Consider the following 17,404-nt stretch of genomic DNA (forward strand, 5'->3'; position numbering starts at 1 on the left):
TGTCAGATATTGCGCCGGTGTTAGCCGGCGACGATTTTGAGAAGGGATCACCGTGGCAGTCCTCAACGAAGAACAGACGATGCTGCGCGACATGGCGCGTGAGTGGGCCGACAATGAATCGCCCGTCACCGCATTCCGCCGGTTGCGCGATGCGAAGACCGAGGGCGGCTATGACCCGCAGGCCTGGGGTGCGATCGGGCAGATGGGCTGGGCGGGGATCGTCGTGCCCGAACAGCATGGCGGGTCGGCGTTCGGATATCTGTCGCTAGGCCTCGTCGTCGAGCAACTCGGGCGCAACCTCGCGGCGTCGCCACTTGCTTCCACTGCTGTCGCGGCGAGCGCGATCGTGATGGGCGGTGACGCCGCCGCGAAGGCGCAGTGGCTGCCGAAGATCGCATCGGGGGAGGTCGTCGCGACGCTTGCGGTCGACGAAGGGCCGCTCCACGATCCCCGGCGTATCGCGACGACGGTCAGCGACGGCCAGCTGACCGGCACCAAGGCATTCGTCGCCGAGGGCGATACCGCGCAGCTGTTCATCGTGGCGGCCGAGGACGGGCTCTACCTCGTCGGTGGCGAGGAAGGCGTCACGCGTTCGACCCGCAAGATGGCGGATTCACGCTCCCACGCCGAAATCCGCTTCACCGCAGCGCCGGCGACGCGGCTGGGCGGCTTGGAGCTGACCGCGGCCATCTGCGATCGTGCTTCGGCGATCACGACCGCCGAGATGCTCGGCATGGCGGAACACGCGTTCGAGCAGATCAACGATTATCTCAAGCAGCGCGTCCAGTTCGGGCAGCCGCTATCGACCTTCCAGGCACTCCAGCACCGGATGGCGAAGATGTTCACAGAATTGCAGCTCATGCGATCGGTGGTGGAGGGCGCGCTGGAGGCGATCGACGCAGGGCGTTCCGATGTCGATCAGGCGGCGAGCCTCGCCAAGGCTGTGGCGGGTGAGACGCTTAAGCTCGTCAGCCGCGAGATGGTGCAGCTCTATGGCGGCGTCGGCATGACCGACGAATATGACCCGGGATTCTATATGAAACGCGCGGCGGTGCTGGAAGCAAGGTGGGGCAATGCTGCCTCGCACCGCGATCGATTTGCGGTGCTTAACGGCTATTGAGCCAAGACATCCTTGAATGTTCGGCCGATCTTTTCGAACGGATAGGACTGTACGGCTGACTTGACGCTTATCGCGTCACTCTATTTATTCGAACCCAAGGTACGGTGCGGGAGGAAGCACTGGCCTTGGGGGAGGATATCATGAAGAGGAAGTCGCTTCTCGCAGCCTGCGCGCTGCCGGCGCTCGTGATCGCGAGTGGAGCCAGTGCACAGGCAACCCAGACCGCGCCGGTCGAACAGACCGACACGACCGACCAGACCAGTGGCGACGACATCGTCATCACCGCGCAAGGTCGCGCACAGGCACTGGCCGATGTGCCGGTCGCAGTATCCGCAGTCACTGCGGAATCCCTTCAGAATTCGGGCGCGAACGACATTCGTCAGCTCAACCAGCTCGCTCCGTCGCTGCTCGTGTCCTCGACCGGCTCGGAAGCCAACGGTTCGGCGCGCATCCGCGGCATCGGCACGGTCGGCGACAACCCTGGCCTAGAAAGCTCGGTCGCGGTCTTCATCGACGGCGTCTATCGCTCGCGCTCGGGCATAGGGCTCAACGAGCTGGGCGAAATCGACCGGGTCGAGGTGCTGCGCGGGCCGCAGGGGACGCTTGGCGGGCGCAACTCGTCAGCGGGCCTCATCAGCATCATCAGCAAGGCGCCGTCGTTCAACGGCATCAGCGCCGGCGCCGAGGCGACCTACGGCAACTACGATTACTGGCGCTTTGCAGGCAATTTGAATTTGCCGCTGGGCAAGACGCTCGCGGCAAGGATCGACGGCGTCTATGTGAAGCGCGACGGCTTCTATTACGACCCGACGAACAAGACCGACGTCAACGACCGCGACCGCTATTTCGTGCGCGGGCAGCTGGCGTTCGAGCCGTCGAGCGATCTCAGCGTCCGCCTGATCGCCGACTTCACCCGGCGCAACGAGAAATGCTGCGCGGCGATATATGTCGATCGCAGCGTCAACGAAGCGGTCGGCAATCTCAACAATCCGGCGACTCCGCTCACGACCGGGTTGGCCACCGGCAACAACATCGTCAACGTCCTGCGTGACCTCGGCCAGCCTGTCTCGCGGATCACGAACGCAGGCTATGATCGCACCATCTCGGTCAGCCCGGGGCGCAGCTTCGCCGGGATCACCAAGGATTACGGATTTTCGGGCCAGGTCGATTATGATTTCGGCGGGGCGAAGCTCACCTCGATCACCGCCTATCGCGACTACAAGTCCGATCAGGGCTCCGATACCGATTATGACGCGGTCGATATCCTTTACCGCGCGGCCGACGGTAATTCCTCACGCCAGTTCAAGACGTTCACCCAGGAGCTGCGGCTTCAGGGCAGCGCGTTCGGCGACAAACTCGACTGGCTGATCGGCGGCTTCTACGCGGATGAGAAGCTGACCGTTCACGACAATCTCAAATTCGGCAGCCAATATGGCCGCTTCGCGACGTGCCGGATCATTTCGGGCGGCGGCCTGGCCGGGCTGTATTCGCCGACCAGCCCGGGCTGCGTGGTGCCCGGGGTAGGGCAGGCGACGCTCGCCGCGGTGACGGGCGCAAGCGGCCCGGATATCGTCGCTGGCTTCAGCCGGCTCGATTCGCTCAACAATCTCGGCTCGACGATCGATACCTATCGGCAGGACAGCAAGAACTATGCGTTCTTCACCCACAACATCGTGCATCTGGCCGACACGCTCGATCTGACGCTCGGCGCGCGCTACACGCATGAGCGCAAGAAATTCAACGCGACCTTCGGCAACAACAACACGGTCTGCACCGCGCTCGAATCCTCGCTCACCGACGATCTGGTCAGCACGAACGCCACCGCGCGCGCGCTGGCCGGCGCGCTGATCGGTCTTGGCTGCCAGGGCAATTCGACCGCCGAGCTGGACGGGGTGAGCATCAACGACAGCCGCAGCGAGCACAAGTTTACCGGCACCGCGATCCTGTCGTGGAAGCCGATCGACGACCTGCTGCTCTACGGCAGCTACTCGCGCGGCTACAAGGCCGGCGGGTTCAACCTCGACCGATCGGCACTGAAGCAGCCGATCCAGGTCGTGAACGGCGTGCCGACGACGACCTTCGCGGCCGTTGGCGGCGCGCAGGCCTTGACCCGCAACCTTCAGTTCGATCCGGAAACGGTCAACGCCTATGAGATCGGCGCGAAATACGGCACCGGGCCGTTTTCGCTCAGCGTCGCGGCGTTCATTCAGGATTTCAGCAACTTCCAGCTGAACACCTTCAACGGCACGGTCTTCCTCGTGCAGAACATCAATGGCTGCTCGTCGAGCCTTGCCGGCGGCGACCGTGACCAGAGCAAGTTTGCAGGTGCCGCAAACTACAACGCCGCGGCTTCCACGACGGGCGCGTGCCCTTCGGGCGATGTCGGATACGGGGTGCGGGCGAAGGGCGTCGAGCTTGAGGCCTCGCTCGTCCCGATCCGCGACTTCCGGGTGACGGCCGGACTGACGGTGACGGACACCAGCTACCGCGACCAGCTGGTCGGCAACAGTGCTGGCGCGCCGCTCGATCAGGCACTGCGCAGGCTGCCAGGGCAGACGCTGTCGAACTCCGCCGATATCGTCGCGACCTCGTCGGTCGCATGGACGCCCAAGCTCGGCAGCAGCGGATTGTCGGCCTTGTTCTACGTCGATGGCCGCATGACGAGCGATTACAACACCGGCTCGGACCTGTTTCCGCAGAAGGAGCAGGATGGCTATGTCCTGGTGAACGCGCGTGTCGGCCTGCGCGGGCGCGACGAACATTGGGGCATCGAATTGTGGGTCCAGAACGCGACCAATCAGAATTATGCGCAGGTCGCGTTCAACTCGCCGTTTCAGGAAGGCGCCGCGACCGCTGCGTTTCAGGACCCGCAATATCCCGGCGGCCGGCAGCTCTTCTCGCAGTTCCTCGCCGAGCCGCGGACCTACGGCGTGACGTTGCGGGGCAAGTTCTGATCCATCGACCGGGCGCGCGACGAACCGCTCGCCCGGTCATCGTTCGGCTTCGTCGCAAAGCGCATCGCGATGCGCCTCGGCTGGCGCATGGTCAGCCCGCGCCGCCGCCCGGCCCCAACCCGGACGTCGGCGTACTTTTTTGACTTCGCGTCCGGCACCATAGAGGGTCGCACCCATGTCGTCCGCCAGCCATCCCGAAATTGCCGACGCGCTCGCGATCCGGCGTCGCGGCCTTACCCTTGCGCTGCTGACCACGACCTATTTCTTCAGCTACATGGACCGGCAGATCCTCGCCATCCTGCAGGAGCGGATCAAGGCGGACCTGACGCTGACCGATACGCAGCTCGGGCTGCTGACGGGGGTGTTCTTCGCGATCTTCTATGCCGGGCTCGGCATCCCGGTGGCGCGGCTCGCCGACCGGACGAGCCGGCGCAACGTCATCGCGGTCAGCCTGGCGATCTGGAGCGCGATGACCGCGGCGTGCGGGCTTGCGCAGAACTTCGTCCAGTTGGCTGCAGCGCGTATCGGTGTGGGAATCGGCGAGGCCGGATCGAGCCCGCCGAGTCATTCGATCATCGCCGATCTCTATCCGCCCGAAAAACGGGCCGGGGCGATGGCGGTCTATTCGCTCGGCGTGGTGCTGGGTGCGGGGTTCGGGACGCTGATCGGCGGCGTCGTCGCGCATCATTATGGCTGGCGCGCGGCGCTGATGACGGTGGGCTTGCCGGGCGTGGCGCTGGCAATCCTGGTGCGGCTGTTCGTGGTCGAACCGCGGCGCGGACTGTCGGACGCTGCGCGGGTCGCGGATCAGTCTGCGATGCCGAGTGTCGGGCAGGGCTTCGCATCGATCTTGCGCAGCCGCCCGGCGGTGCATCTGGTGATGGGCGTCACGCTGACGTCGTTGATCGGCTATGCGCTGACCGGCTGGGGGCCGAGCTATATGCAGCGGTCGCTTGGCATGTCGATGCTCGATATCTCCAAATATGTCGCGCTGCCGGGCGCCATTCTCGGATCGATCTCTGCGATCGTCGGCGGCAGGATCGCGGACCGTGTGGCGCGCACGCGCGGTCTGCACGCGCAGAGCTGGGTCGTGGTGGTGATGAAGACGCTGGCGTGGCCGTTCCTGCTGGGCTTTTACCTCGTCGACAGCGCGGTGATCGGGATTGGCCTGTATTTCTGCTCGCTGCTGTTCGCGAATAGCTATCTCGGCCCCAGCTTCGCGCTGATCCAGCATCTGGCGCCGCTCCGGCTGCGCGCGATGTGGGCGGCGATCACGCTGCTGGTTATCAACATGATCGGGCTGGGGCTTGGCCCATTTTTCGTCGGAAGACTGAGCGACATGCTACGACCCGCTTACGGGGAAGAATCCCTGCGTTATGCGATGACCATCGTCGCATGCGGGACGCCGTGGGCGATCTTCCACTACTGGCGCGCCGGCGTGCTGCTGCGGCGAGAGGAACGGCGCGGCTAGGCGATTTCGTATTCGATCGGCTTGAAGCTTCCGTTGTTCGACTGGAGTGCCGAGCAGGCGGTGAGGCCGATGACGAGGTCCTCCTTCGCCTCGAAAACGATCCGGTCGCCGGCCTTGCTGAGCGGTGGATCGACCCGCAGTTCGCCGGTGGCCCCGTCGACGGGCACGTTCATGAAGCAGTTGAACGCGGTCGGGATCATGTCGTCGATCACGCCATAGGGCGCGAGCGCGGCGGCGAGGTTGCCGAAACAGCCGCGGTGGGGATCGGTATCGCCGTAGATGATCCGGAACGTGTCCTTCGAACACGGCGTCAGCAGGAAGTCGTGGCGCCCGACATCGTCCTCGACGATTTCGAGCAGGACATTCGATCGATTCGAATAGAGCTTGTCGCCGGTGGTGAGGTAGATGCGGCTCGCATAGTCGAGCGTGCGGCCCGACGAGATGACCTCGCGCACGTCTGCGCGGTTGAAGGCGAGGAGATCGGCCACCTGCTCGCCATGCGGATCGATGACGGTCAGCCGCTGGCCCTTGGCGAGGGTGAAGGCGGTGCCGGTGCGCGGCGCGATTTCAGAGCGCATTCTGGGTCTCCGGACGGCCGGCAAAGGGGCAGGCCCAGTCGCTGCCGACTGCGCGCCCGCTATATTGTCGCGCTTCGGACAGCGAGCCGTGGCGCGCGAGCATCGGATTTTCGGTTCCGGCCAGCGCGAGATCGCGGACGAGGATCGTCTCGCGCAGCTTTTCGTAGCGTCCCTGCGCGCGCAGCTGTTCGAACTGATCGTGGAGATTGAAGATCATCGCCGGCACCTCGAACCGCCGCGCGGGGCGGCTCGCGCGGGGATGAAGCCCGACGACGAAGAACGCCTCGCCGCCAAAGCTCAATGAGAAATGCGGGTTGGCGGGATCGTCACTTACCCGCGGGTCGGGCTGCTGGCCGAGCCAGGCATCCTTGTTCGTCAGCGACTGGATACGCCGCCACAAGTGGCGCTCAAACGTGGCCTCATCGCTTTGCGTGCTGTCGGTGAAGAGGACCGCGAGCGACTGGAAGAGCGTGGGCTGTCGCTTGTAGCCCGCCGCGAGATCGACGATGGCGGGCCAGATCGCGAGGTCGTCCCAGCTCGACGCAATGTCGCGCGCGAGGAGAACGCGCATCTGCCCCTTGGCGAGTGCGGATTTGGCCCCGACGCAGGGGAATGCGGGATCGCGGATGAAGGCGTGGAAACGGGCGGCGAGCGTGTGCTCGCGCTGGGATATGTCAGTCGGCATGGATGGGTAACGCGGTCTCATCATCGCGGTTGCCCAAGTTGAGCGAGATCAGCACGATTGCGGGCGGCGGCGCTCAGGCGTCGAGTGCGCGATCGTCGAACATTCCGAACAGCAACGTCGACGCATACATCGCGATCGCCTTTTCGCGCGGCATGGTCGACGCCCATTTGCGCATGTCGAACGCGGCGTTCTGGAGCGCCATGAGTGCCTGCGCCGCAATCAGCCCGTCGACCGGGCGGCACGATCCTTCCGCCACGCCGTCCATGATCGTGCCCGCGAAGCGCCGCGCGATGCGGTTCGACCGGTCGACCATCGCCTGGCGAACGCCGTGCGGCAGGCCGGAGAGTGCGGTCGTGCGCAGCAACGGACCCTGTTTCGAAAACTGGAAGTCGAGCAGCGTCGCGATGACGCTCGACAGGCGCTGCCAATGCGTGCCGCCGCCCTCGTCGGCCTGCACCTGCGCGTCCGCGATCGTGTCGAAGCTGCGCTTGTAGCAGGCGATGACCAGATCGTCCTTCGCATCGAGGTGATGATAGAAGCTGCCCTTGGTCACGTTCAGCTCTGACGCGATCCGCTGCACGCTGGCGCCGCGATAGCCGAGTTCGTTGATGAGGCGGGTGGCCGCGAGCAGGAAGGCGGCGCGACCCGGCTCCGCCTCGGGATGTGCCAGATCGATAAGCGCGGGTGCCCAGCCGTCGCCGGCGGTGGCGATGCCGTGCGCGAAGACGTCCATCAGCCGCGCCTCGACGCGGCCATACTGATCGGGCTCGTAGCGATTGAGCCAGACGGGAAGCCAGAAGGTGTTTTCCAGAAGCACATGCGCGCGCGCGCCATGAAGATCGGTCTCGGCGCGGTTCGCGGGCGGGCCCCACAGGCCGCGGGTCTGGCGAAAGACCCGCTGCCAGCCGGCCATGAGCCGCCCGCGGACCGGGTCCTCCGTGGCGCGCAGATCGGACAGAACGGCGAAGGCGCGCTCCTCGCCCCGGTCGATTTTGCCCAGCCGCGCGATGTTGAGCGCCAGGAAGCGGGCGACGCGGGCGTGGGGCGTCGGCTCGCGCTCCGCCTCGTCCAGCATCTCGGTCAGGCGATCGAGGGTGTTCTCGAACGCGGCGGCGGCGAGGTCTTCCTTGCGCTTGAAATAATAGGTTACGCTGGTGGTGTTGAGTCCCACGCGGCGTGCGACATCGGCGAAGGTCATGCCCTTTGCGCTCTGTTCGTTGATCGCGTCGGCAGCCGCTGCAAGGATCGCATCGCGCTTCGCACGGAAACGCAGCGTGCCCTGCTCGCCCGCGTCCTCTCCCTCGGATTCCAACGCCCCCGTCGTATTCATCGAGTCACTCTATCATCTTCGATTCGAAGAAACAGTGTTTTTTGCGGAGAGTCTGCAGATGTCGATTTAAAGCCTGCACGGGCATGATTCCGCTGCTTTACCGAAAACACGGTATGGTCTAAGCGATCGTGCGACTGGCGATATTCGATGGAGAGGTTCGATGGATTTCACGCTGAGCGAACGGGAGGGCTATTTCCGGGACCGGGTGCGCGATTTCATCGAGCAGAACATCCGGCCACGCAATGACGAATATCATGCGCAGGAGCATGAGGGCGAGCGCTGGAAGGTCGTCCCCGTCATCGAAGAGGTGAAGGCGAAGGCGAAGGCCGCGGGGCTATGGAACTTTTTCATGCCTCCGCATTCGGGACAGACCCATGTCGACGACAGTTTCGAATTCGAGGGGACGCAGCTGACGAACCTCGAATATGCGCTGTGCGCCGAGGAGATGGGCAAGGTGGGCTGGGCGAGCGAGTGCTTCAACTGCTCGGCGCCCGACACCGGCAATATGGAGGTCTTTCATCGTTACGGTACGCTGGAGCAGAAGGAGCAGTGGCTGCGGCCGCTGATGAACGGCGAAATCCGTTCCGCCTTCCTGATGACCGAGCCGGCGGTCGCCTCGTCCGACGCGACAAACATCCAGACCTCGATGGTGCGGGATGGCGATCACTATGTCATCAACGGCACGAAATGGTGGTCTTCGGGCGTTGGCGATCCGCGCTGCAAGGTCGCGATCGTCATGGGGAAGACAAACCCGGACAGCTCCCGTCATACCCAGCAAAGCCAGATCATCGTGCCTATGGATGCGCCCGGCGTGACGATCAAGCGGATGCTGTCGGTCTATGGTTACGACCACGCGCCGCACGGGCACGGCGAGGTCGAGTTGAAGGACGTGCGCGTGCCGGTCGAGAACGTCCTGCTCGGCGAGGGGCGCGGGTTCGAGATCGCTCAGGGTCGGCTCGGGCCGGGGCGCATTCACCACTGCATGCGGACGATCGGGGTCGCGGAGACGGGCATCGAGGCGATGGCGAAGCGGCTGCTGTCCCGCGTCGCGTTCGGCAAGCGGATCGCGGACTTCTCGGTGTGGGAAGAACGGATCGCGCGCGCGCGGATCGATATCGAGATGACCCGGCTGCTTTGTCTGAAGGCCGCCGACATGATGGACAAGGCCGGCAACAAGAGCGCGCAGCAGGAAATCGCGATGATAAAGGTGCAGGCGCCCAACATGGCGCTCAAGATCCTCGACGATGCGATCCAGGCGCATGGCGGCGGCGGTGTGTCGGGCGATTTCGGGCTCGCGCATTCTTGGGCGGCGATGCGGACGTTGCGCTTCGCCGACGGACCGGACGAAGTGCACAACCGCGCGATCGCGCGAAACGAGTTCGGGAAATACGCAGACTATAGAGCGGAGCGCGTGTCGAGCGGGGACGTGGGGGTCAGCCGCTAACCGAAGAAAACCGTCATCCCGGCGAAGGCCGGGATCCACTCATCCACTTGCGTTAACCTGCGCAGTGGATCCCGGCTTTCTCCGGGATGACGAAAGGACATAGATGAAAGCCGCCGTTCTGTTCGAAGCGAAGACGCCGCTCAGCATCGAAGACGTCACGATCGACAAGCCCGCCGCGCACGAGGTGCTGATCCGCACCGTGGCGTGCGGGGTATGCCGCAGCGACCTCCACTTCGTCGATGGCGCCTATCCGCATCCGCTGCCCGGCATTCCCGGGCATGAGGCGGCAGGGGTCGTCGAGGCTGTCGGCGAGGAGGTGCGCAGCGTGAAGGTCGGCGACCATGTCGTCACCTGCCTGTCGGCCTTTTGCGGCCACTGCGAGTTCTGCGTGACGGGACATATGTCGCTGTGCCTCGGCGCCGATACGAAGCGTGCGAAGGGCGCGCCGCCGCGGCTGAAGATCGGCGATCAGCCGATCGCGCAGATGCTGAACCTGTCCGCCTATGCCGAGATGATGCTGGTCCACGAACATGCCTGCGTGGCGATCGATCGCGAGATGCCGATGGACCGCGCGGCATTGATCGGCTGCGCGGTGACGACCGGGGCGGGCGCGATCTTTAATGCGGCCGAGCTGGTGCCGGGCGAGACGGTGTGCGTCGTCGGCTGCGGCGGGATCGGGCTGGCGGCGGTGAATGCCGCGAAGATCGCGGGCGCGGGCAAGATCATCGCGATCGATCCGGTCGCGGAGAAACGCGCGACGGCGGAGAAACTGGGCGCGACCCACACGATCGATGCATTGTCGGAGACGGCGGCGGACGAGGTGGTCGAGATCAGCCGCGGCGGCGTCCACCACGCGATCGAGGCAGTCGGGCGTCCGCAATCCGCCGCGACCGCGGTCAAGGTGCTGCGCCGGGGCGGGACAGCGACGATCCTCGGCATGATGCCGCTCAGTGAAAAGGTCGGCCTGTCCGCGCTCGATCTGCTCGCCGACAAGAAGGTGCAGGGCGCGCTCATGGGTCGTAACCATTTCCCCGTCGATATTCCGCGGCTCGTCGATTTCTATCAGCGCGGCTTGCTCGATCTCGACACGATCATCGCCGACCGGATGCCGCTGGAGCGGATCAACGACGCGTTCGACGAGCTGCGCAAGGGCGACACGACCCGAAGCGTCATAACCTTCGCGTGAGGAGCGGCGCGTGACCGAGACGAGCGACGCGCAGACGACGATGGTCGGCACGGTGCCGGTGCCGGCTGACGATCCGATCAACGTGAAGGCGCTGGAGCGCTGGATGCGCGAACGGATGCCGGGCTTCGAAGGCCCGATCGCGCTCGAGAAGTTCAAGGGCGGGCAATCGAATCCGACCTACCGCGTCGATACGCCGGGCCGCAACTACGTCCTGCGTCGCCAGCCATTCGGGACGCTGTTGCCTTCCGCCCATGCGGTGGACCGCGAATACCGCCTGATCGCGGCGCTGCACCCCACCGGTTTCCCGGTGCCCAAGCCCTATTTCGGCCTGTGCTCCGATGACTCCGTGATCGGATCGATGTTCTACATCATGGAACTGGTCGAGGGACGGAATTTGTGGGACGGCGCTCTCCCCGACCTCTCCCCGCCGGAGCGGACCGCGCATTACCATGCGATGGTCGATACGCTGGCCGCACTTCACAACACCGATTATGTCGCCGCGGGGCTGGGAGATTACGGAAAGCCCGGCAATTATTTCGAACGGCAGGTCGCGCGCTGGACCAAGCAATACAAGGCCGCCGAAACCGAGTTTATGGAACCTGTCGAGCGCCTGATCGAATGGCTGCCGCGCACGGTGCCCGAGCAGACGCGCACGTCGATCGTCCACGGCGATTTCCGCATCGACAACATGATCTTCGCGCCCACCGGGCCGAAGGTGATCGCGGTGCTCGACTGGGAGCTGTCCACCCTCGGCGACCCACTTGCGGACTTTTCCTATTTCCTGATGAGCTGGGTGACCCAGCCGGAGGGACGGTCGGGCGTCATGGGATTGACCGGGGCGGAGACGGGAATCCCGACGATCGACGAGGTGACCGCGCGCTATTGCGCCGCGACCGGTCGTGATGGCGTGCCCGATCTCAACTGGTATTTCGCCTACAATCTCTTCCGGCTGACCGGGATCGTCCAGGGGATCAAGAAGCGCATCCAGATCGGCACGGCGTCAAGCGCGCAGGCGGAGAAAGCCGTCGCGCGGGTGGGGGGGCTGGCGGATGCCGCATGGGGATTTGCGGTGAAGGCGGGAGCATAGGCGATGTCGCTGTTCGATGTGACGGGGAAGGTCGCGATCATCACGGGGTCGTCGCGCGGGATCGGCAGGGCCTCCGCCTTCGAACTCGCCGAACACGGAGCGAAGGTCGTCATTTCGAGCCGCAAGCAGGACGCGTGCGACGCGGTCGCGGCAGAGATCAACGGCAAATATGGCGAGAATACTGCGATCGCTGTCGCGGCCAATATCTCCGACAAGACGGGGCTCCAGAACCTTGTCGACGAAACCCGCAAGGCGTTCGGGAAGGTCGACGTGCTCGTCTGCAACGCGGCATCCAACCCCTATTACGGCCCGCAGGAAGCGATCGCGGACGAGCAGTTTCGCAAAATCCTCGACAACAACATCGTGTCGAACCACTGGCTGATCTCGATGGTCGTGCCGGAAATGCGCGAGCGCGGAGAGGGATCGATCGTCATCGTGTCGTCGATCGGCGGGCTTCGCGGATCGTCGATCATTGGGGCCTATTGCATCTCGAAGGCGGCGGACATGCAACTGGCGCGCAATCTGGCGCATGAATATGGCCAACACGGCATCCGCGTGAACTGCATCGCGCCGGGGCTGATCCGCACCGATTTCGCGCGCGCGTTGTGGGAGGACGAGGCTGCGGTCGCCGAGCGCAACCGCACGACGCCGTTGCGGCGCATCGGTGAGCCGCACGAAATCGCTGGCGCGGTCGTGTATCTCGCGTCGCCTGCCAGCACGTTCATGACCGGGCAGACGCTGGTGGTGGATGGCGGCGTCACGATCTGAACCGCGGAGACGGAGAGACAAGATGGGAAGGTTCACCGACAAATCGATCATCGTCACCGGCGCAGGCTCCGGCATCGGGCGTGCTGCGGCGATCCTCTTTGCAGCGGAAGGCGGACAGGTGCTCGTCGCCGACAAGACCGATGGCGCGGACGAAACCGCGGCGATGATCGGTGACGCCGGTGGCACCGCGGTTGCGCTGCGGATGGATGCGGGCGCTGAGGAGGACGTCGTTCGGGCGGTCGCCACTGCGTGCGAGCGGTTCGGCGGGCTGGATGTCATGTTCGCCAATGCCGGCATCTCGGGGGGGATGGCGAATATATTCGATACCGATGTGGCGCTCATTACCGAGGTTCTGCGCGTCAACCTGATCGGGCCGTATCTGGCGATCAAGCACGCCGCGCCGAAGATCGCGGAGCGCGGTGGCGGCGCGATCGTGCTGACCGCGAGCGTCGCGGGCATCCGCTCGGGCGCCGGGTCGCCCGCCTATTCCGCGTCGAAAGCCGGGGTCATCAACCTCGCGATGGTGTCCGCGCAGCAATTGGCGGGATCGAACGTGCGGGTGAACGCGATCTGCCCGGGGCTGACCGAAACCGGCATGACCAAGCCGACCTTCGACTATGCGCGCGAGGCGGGGAAGATGGACCGCGTCGGCCGCCTGAACCCTCTGCGCCGCGGCGCGCAGCCCGACGAGCTCGCGAAGGTCGCTTTGTTCCTCGCCTCCGACGATGCGAGCTATGTCAACGGGCAGGCCATTGCGGTCGATGGGGGCCTGTCGTCGAGCCACCCGGTTACCCGACAGGAATACGGCCGAACTGCGGTGTGATTTGACGAGGTGAACCCGCTCTTAAGTGCGCCATCGTATGACGGGTCGCCAACATATTGCGGATTAGCGCTGTGGACCCCGCCGGTAATCTTCGATCAGGATCGATCTGGGACGCCATCGACCGATCGCAGGCGGTCATCGAGTTCGCGATGGACGGACGGATCACCGAAGCCAACGCGATTTTCCTGAGCCTGCTCGGTTATTCCCGCGACGCGCTGATCGGCCGACATCACAGCGTGCTATGCGACCCCGCCTATGCCGCCAGTGCCGAATATCGCGACTTCTGGGCCGCGCTCAACCGCGGGCAGTACGAGGCGGGTCGGTTCTGCAGGATCGGCGGCGATGGCCGTCGCGTATGGATCCAGGCGACGTATACGCCTATTCTCGACGCCTCCGGCCAGCCGATGAAAGTGGTGAAGTTCGCGACCGACGTGACCGACGAGGTGCGGCTTGCAAACGAGGTCGCGTTGCGGTTGCGCGAGAGTCAGGTGCTGCAGGACATCGCAGCGTCCCGACAGCAGGAAATCGAGGCGATGGTTGTCAAGCTGTCCGGGGTGGTCGAGGTGATCGCGGGGATTGCAGCGCAAACCAATCTTCTCGCGCTCAACGCGACGATCGAGGCGGCGCGCGCCGGGGATGCCGGACGCGGTTTCGCGGTCGTCGCTGGCGAAGTGAAGAAGCTGGCGACCGATACGCGCAACGCGACGGAAGCTGCGCGGACGATGATCGGCGCGCGCTGATCCTCGAACCCTCGCGGCAAGCTGACTTGCGCGCGCAACAATTGCGCGGCAAGTTGCTCGCATGAAACGGGTTTTGCTGCTCGCTGGCGTGTTCGCGGCTTCCGGGGCTGCGGTTGCGCAGGTTCCTCCGCCGATCGTGTCGGCGCCATCGGCATCGGCTCCGCAGCAGGTGCTGCTCGCCTGGATGCCGGGCGAGGTGCGTTGCGGGAATTCGGTGATCGCCGCAACACCGATGCGGCGACCATGGACGTCGCTCTATTGGTCCGCGCCGTCGTCTGACGCGCCGAAGCCGCTTGCCTTTACGTTTCGCATCGATGCGGACGGCCGCGCTTTGTCGATCAAGCGCGACGGCGATGCCTATGCGCCGTTCAGCGACGATATCGCGCCCTCGCTCGCCGCGTCGCAATTCGCGCGCGGGGCCGAAAGGTCGGGATGCCGGGTGATCTACACCGCCAGCCGCACGCCGCTGGCCGAGGCGCCGATCGAGGATTTGATCTCCTATTCGCTCAACCCGATGTCCGGCGCGCTGCCAAAGGCCGGCTGGGACCGCATCCGCTCGCCGGCGGCGACCTGCATCGACGAGCCAAGGCCGCGACCCCTGACCCAGGTCTATCCCGATTTCCTGTCCTTCGCCGGTACGCCTGGCGTGAGGGACTGGTCGATGGTCGGCTACGATCAGGATGCCCGCGGCAAGCCGACGCATGTTCGCATCGATTACGGCACTGGCAACCGCGCGTTGGATACCGCGGCCATCAAGGCAGTCGCAGCATCGCGGTATACGGGCGGCGCGCGAACGGGGTGCCGCTTCCCCTTCTGGCGCGCGGCGGAGAAGCTGCCGGCACCGCCCATCCCCGACGACCCGGTCGCTCGCCCGGCGGGCGCGACGTGCCCGGAGGGACGCGACTGGGCAACCAGGCCGGTGCTCCGCTTTCCTGACGCCTATCGCCGCCGCTCGATCGAGGGGTGGGCGGTCGTGACCTACGATGTCGCGCCGTGGGGCGAGATCGGAAATGTGAAGGTCGTTGCCGCCGAACCCTCCGACGATTTTGGGAAGCAGGCGATTCAGGTCCTGCGCAGCGCAAAGCTTGCAGACGCGCCGCAGGGCGCCACAGGCTGCGTCGACCGCGTGCGCTTCGTTATGGGGCCGGTCGGCGGCGTCCTCTCGAACGAAGAGCCGCCACCACCGCCGTTCTAGCGCGCGTTGCGTTCAATCGGGCGAACCTTCCGTTCGTTTCGAGCGCAGTCGAGAAGCCGGAGCGGGATACCTTATGGCCGTTTCTCGACTTCGCTCGAAACGAACGGTTGAGGTGGCCTATGGCGTGGGACGCCGCAGCATGGGGCGGGTGCACAAGGGAATCCCGCGTGGTGGTGACGATTCGCTAGCCGCCTTATGCCGCCTGCCAACGCCCGACCACACCGCCGAGCACGCCGAGCGGTACGCCACCGGTCTGAACGACGAGATCATCAAATGCCTTGAGGTCGAACCGGGCGCCCATCGCCGCCTTGGCCGCCGTCCGAAGCCGATTGATCTCGTTATGCCCGGTCTTGTAGCCGAGCGCCTGGCCCGGCCAGGCGCAGTAGCGATTGAGTTCCGACCGCGCCTGGCTCGCGGTGAAGCCGGTGGTCGCCATGAACCAGGCCATCGCCTGCGGCATCGTCCAGCGCTTGTGATGAAGCCCGGTGTCCGCCACGAGCCGCGCGGCGCGGAAGTTCATCGACTGGAGATAACCGATCCGCCCCAGCGGATCGTCGTCGTAGAAACCGAGCTCGTCGCCAAGCTGCTCGGCATACAGCCCCCAGCCTTCCGAATAGGCATTGAACGACAGGAGCGTGCGGATCAGCGGCAGGCTGAACGTGTATTCGCCCTGCCAGATGTGCCCCGGAATGCCCTCGTGGAAGGTCAGCGTCGGCAGCGCGAAGCGTGGCCAGATGCCGACATCCTTCAGGTTGATGTAATAGGTGCCGGGCTTCTTGCCGTCGAGCGAGCCGGGGCCGGCATAGCCGTTGGGCGCGCCGTCCTGGATTTCGATCGGCACGCGGCGGATCTGGAGATTGCCGGGGACGATCTTGCCGAACGCGCGGGGCAAGCGCGGACGAATTTTCGCAACCACGCCGTTGAGATAGGCCAGAAGCTGGGCGCGGCCGGCGTCGCTGTCCGGAAACAGCAGGTCGGGGCGCTTGCCGAGGATCGTCAGCCGCGCGCCGACGGTCCCGCGGGTCAGACCTTGCGCGCGGAGCAGCGCGTCCATTTGCGCGGCGAGCGCCTTGCACTGATCGAGCCCGTCCTCATGGATCGCCTCGGCCGTGCGGGTCGTGGTCGTGCCGGCCTCGACGAGCCATTGATAGCGATCCGCAGCGCCCGGTATGCGCCACATTCCCGGCGTGTCGCTAGCCTTCGGGCGAACCCTCTTGAGTGCAGCGATCTGGCGCTGGAGCGCTGGTGCGACCTTGTCGGAAATGATGCGGGCGGCGCGGGCTTCCCAGTCCGCATCGAGTCCAGCGGCTTTCGTCTTTGCGCCGAGGCCCTTCACCAGGCCCCATTCCGCGGCGGGTTGCGCCGCCACGCCCTGCATCTGGCCGACCGTGATATCGTTCAGGAATGCCGGCAGGACGGTCCCCGCAGCAGCATCCGCACCGATCCGCGGCGTTTCCTGATCGAGCGCGGTGGCATAGGCCTCCAGCCGCGCGAGATAGGCTTCGGCATCTTCGCGCGCCTCTACGCCGTGCTTGGAATCGAGGAGGTCGGGCACCTCGGCATAGGCGCCGGACCCCTGCGACACGATATAGGGCGTGCTGCGATAGCTCACATTGTTGTTGAGGATCGCGACGTCACCCACCGGCAGTCGCTTCCACCCGTCGAGTGCGAGAACATGCGCAGCCTTCGTCACCTCGACATGCAGGCGCGTGTCAGGCGAAAGGCTTGCGAGATCGATCCGGTCGAGGTCGGTGAGGCGCGTGGCGGCGGCCGTGCGTCGGCGCTGGTCGCCCTCGACGCTCCGATCGTTGAGCTTGCCGCGCAGCCTCGAGCGCTTGCCGGAGTCGATGCCCAGATACAGCGCATTCTCGGGATATTCCGCAAGCAGCGCCTCGGCCGTCGCATCGAGCAGTGTCATCGCCGCGGCATCGGCAGGCGTTGCGGCGATAGCCGGCAACGCGCCGCTGACGCCAAGCGCGGCGGTGCCGCCGAGGAAATGACGACGGTCGAGCAACATGCGGTA

At 65.3% G+C, this 17,404-nt stretch carries 14 protein-coding genes; 10 read left to right on the plus strand and 4 right to left on the minus strand.

What is annotated here, in order from left to right; all coding sequences use genetic code 11:
* Positions 1-52: 52 nt before the first annotated feature.
* From BOS5A_RS06425 to BOS5A_RS06435, 3 genes are all read left to right on the plus strand, one after another.
* Complete coding sequence (locus tag BOS5A_RS06425) at positions 53-1,120, plus strand: acyl-CoA dehydrogenase family protein (protein ID WP_151954317.1); 1,068 nt, start codon at positions 53-55, stop codon at positions 1,118-1,120.
* Between the two features lie 140 nt (positions 1,121-1,260).
* Positions 1,261-4,074: a TonB-dependent receptor gene (locus tag BOS5A_RS06430; protein WP_151954318.1), complete on the plus strand. Its 2,814-nt coding sequence runs from the start codon at positions 1,261-1,263 to the stop codon at positions 4,072-4,074.
* A gap of 175 nt (positions 4,075-4,249) precedes the next feature.
* A complete protein-coding gene (locus BOS5A_RS06435) occupies positions 4,250-5,545 on the plus strand; it encodes a spinster family MFS transporter (RefSeq protein ID WP_151954319.1) in 1,296 nt (431 codons plus the stop codon).
* Here BOS5A_RS06435 and BOS5A_RS06440 read toward each other — a convergent pair.
* The 3 genes from BOS5A_RS06440 to BOS5A_RS06450 form a co-directional block, all read right to left on the minus strand.
* A complete protein-coding gene (locus tag BOS5A_RS06440; protein ID WP_151954320.1) occupies positions 5,542-6,123 on the minus strand; it encodes a DUF1989 domain-containing protein in 582 nt (193 codons plus the stop codon). The genes BOS5A_RS06435 and BOS5A_RS06440 overlap by 4 nt on opposite strands.
* Positions 6,113-6,808: a guanitoxin biosynthesis heme-dependent pre-guanitoxin N-hydroxylase GntA gene (gntA, locus tag BOS5A_RS06445; RefSeq protein WP_151954321.1), complete on the minus strand. Its 696-nt coding sequence runs from the start codon at positions 6,806-6,808 to the stop codon at positions 6,113-6,115. Before gntA ends, BOS5A_RS06440 begins: the two co-directional genes overlap by 11 nt.
* Before the next feature lie 73 nt (positions 6,809-6,881).
* The gene (locus BOS5A_RS06450; protein WP_151954322.1) at positions 6,882-8,138 is read right to left on the minus strand and encodes a TetR/AcrR family transcriptional regulator; all 1,257 of its coding nucleotides are present in this window, start codon (positions 8,136-8,138) and stop codon (positions 6,882-6,884) included.
* A gap of 160 nt (positions 8,139-8,298) precedes the next feature.
* On the opposite strand from BOS5A_RS06450, the gene BOS5A_RS06455 reads away from it, so the two are divergent.
* From BOS5A_RS06455 to BOS5A_RS06485, 7 genes are all read left to right on the plus strand, one after another.
* Complete coding sequence (locus tag BOS5A_RS06455; RefSeq protein WP_151954323.1) at positions 8,299-9,582, plus strand: acyl-CoA dehydrogenase family protein; 1,284 nt, start codon at positions 8,299-8,301, stop codon at positions 9,580-9,582.
* Positions 9,583-9,685: 103 nt separating this feature from the next.
* Entirely contained in the window at positions 9,686-10,768 is a 1,083-nt protein-coding gene (locus tag BOS5A_RS06460; protein WP_151954324.1) for a Zn-dependent alcohol dehydrogenase, read from the plus strand.
* Positions 10,769-10,808: 40 nt separating this feature from the next.
* Positions 10,809-11,855 (plus strand): phosphotransferase family protein, encoded by a 1,047-nt coding sequence (locus BOS5A_RS06465; RefSeq protein ID WP_151954554.1) that lies wholly within the window; start codon positions 10,809-10,811, stop codon positions 11,853-11,855.
* Between the two features lie 3 nt (positions 11,856-11,858).
* Positions 11,859-12,623 carry an SDR family NAD(P)-dependent oxidoreductase gene (locus tag BOS5A_RS06470; protein ID WP_151954325.1) on the plus strand — a complete coding sequence of 255 codons (765 nt, stop codon included), beginning with the start codon at positions 11,859-11,861 and terminating at the stop codon, positions 12,621-12,623.
* Between the two features lie 22 nt (positions 12,624-12,645).
* Positions 12,646-13,446 (plus strand): SDR family NAD(P)-dependent oxidoreductase, encoded by an 801-nt coding sequence (locus BOS5A_RS06475; protein WP_151954326.1) that lies wholly within the window; start codon positions 12,646-12,648, stop codon positions 13,444-13,446.
* A gap of 71 nt (positions 13,447-13,517) precedes the next feature.
* The gene (locus tag BOS5A_RS16240; RefSeq protein ID WP_325058533.1) at positions 13,518-14,186 is read left to right on the plus strand and encodes a methyl-accepting chemotaxis protein; all 669 of its coding nucleotides are present in this window, start codon (positions 13,518-13,520) and stop codon (positions 14,184-14,186) included.
* Between the two features lie 61 nt (positions 14,187-14,247).
* Complete coding sequence (locus BOS5A_RS06485) at positions 14,248-15,381, plus strand: TonB family protein (protein WP_234419227.1); 1,134 nt, start codon at positions 14,248-14,250, stop codon at positions 15,379-15,381.
* 193 nt (positions 15,382-15,574) lie between these two features.
* On the opposite strand, the gene BOS5A_RS06490 is transcribed toward BOS5A_RS06485, so the two are convergent.
* Complete coding sequence (locus BOS5A_RS06490; RefSeq protein ID WP_151954327.1) at positions 15,575-17,398, minus strand: DUF885 domain-containing protein; 1,824 nt, start codon at positions 17,396-17,398, stop codon at positions 15,575-15,577.
* Between the last annotated feature and the right edge of the window lie 6 nt (positions 17,399-17,404).

Origin of the sequence: Sphingomonas sp. EC-HK361 (genome assembly GCF_902498785.1) — a bacterium.
Taxonomy (GTDB): Bacteria; Pseudomonadota; Alphaproteobacteria; order Sphingomonadales; family Sphingomonadaceae; genus Sphingomonas.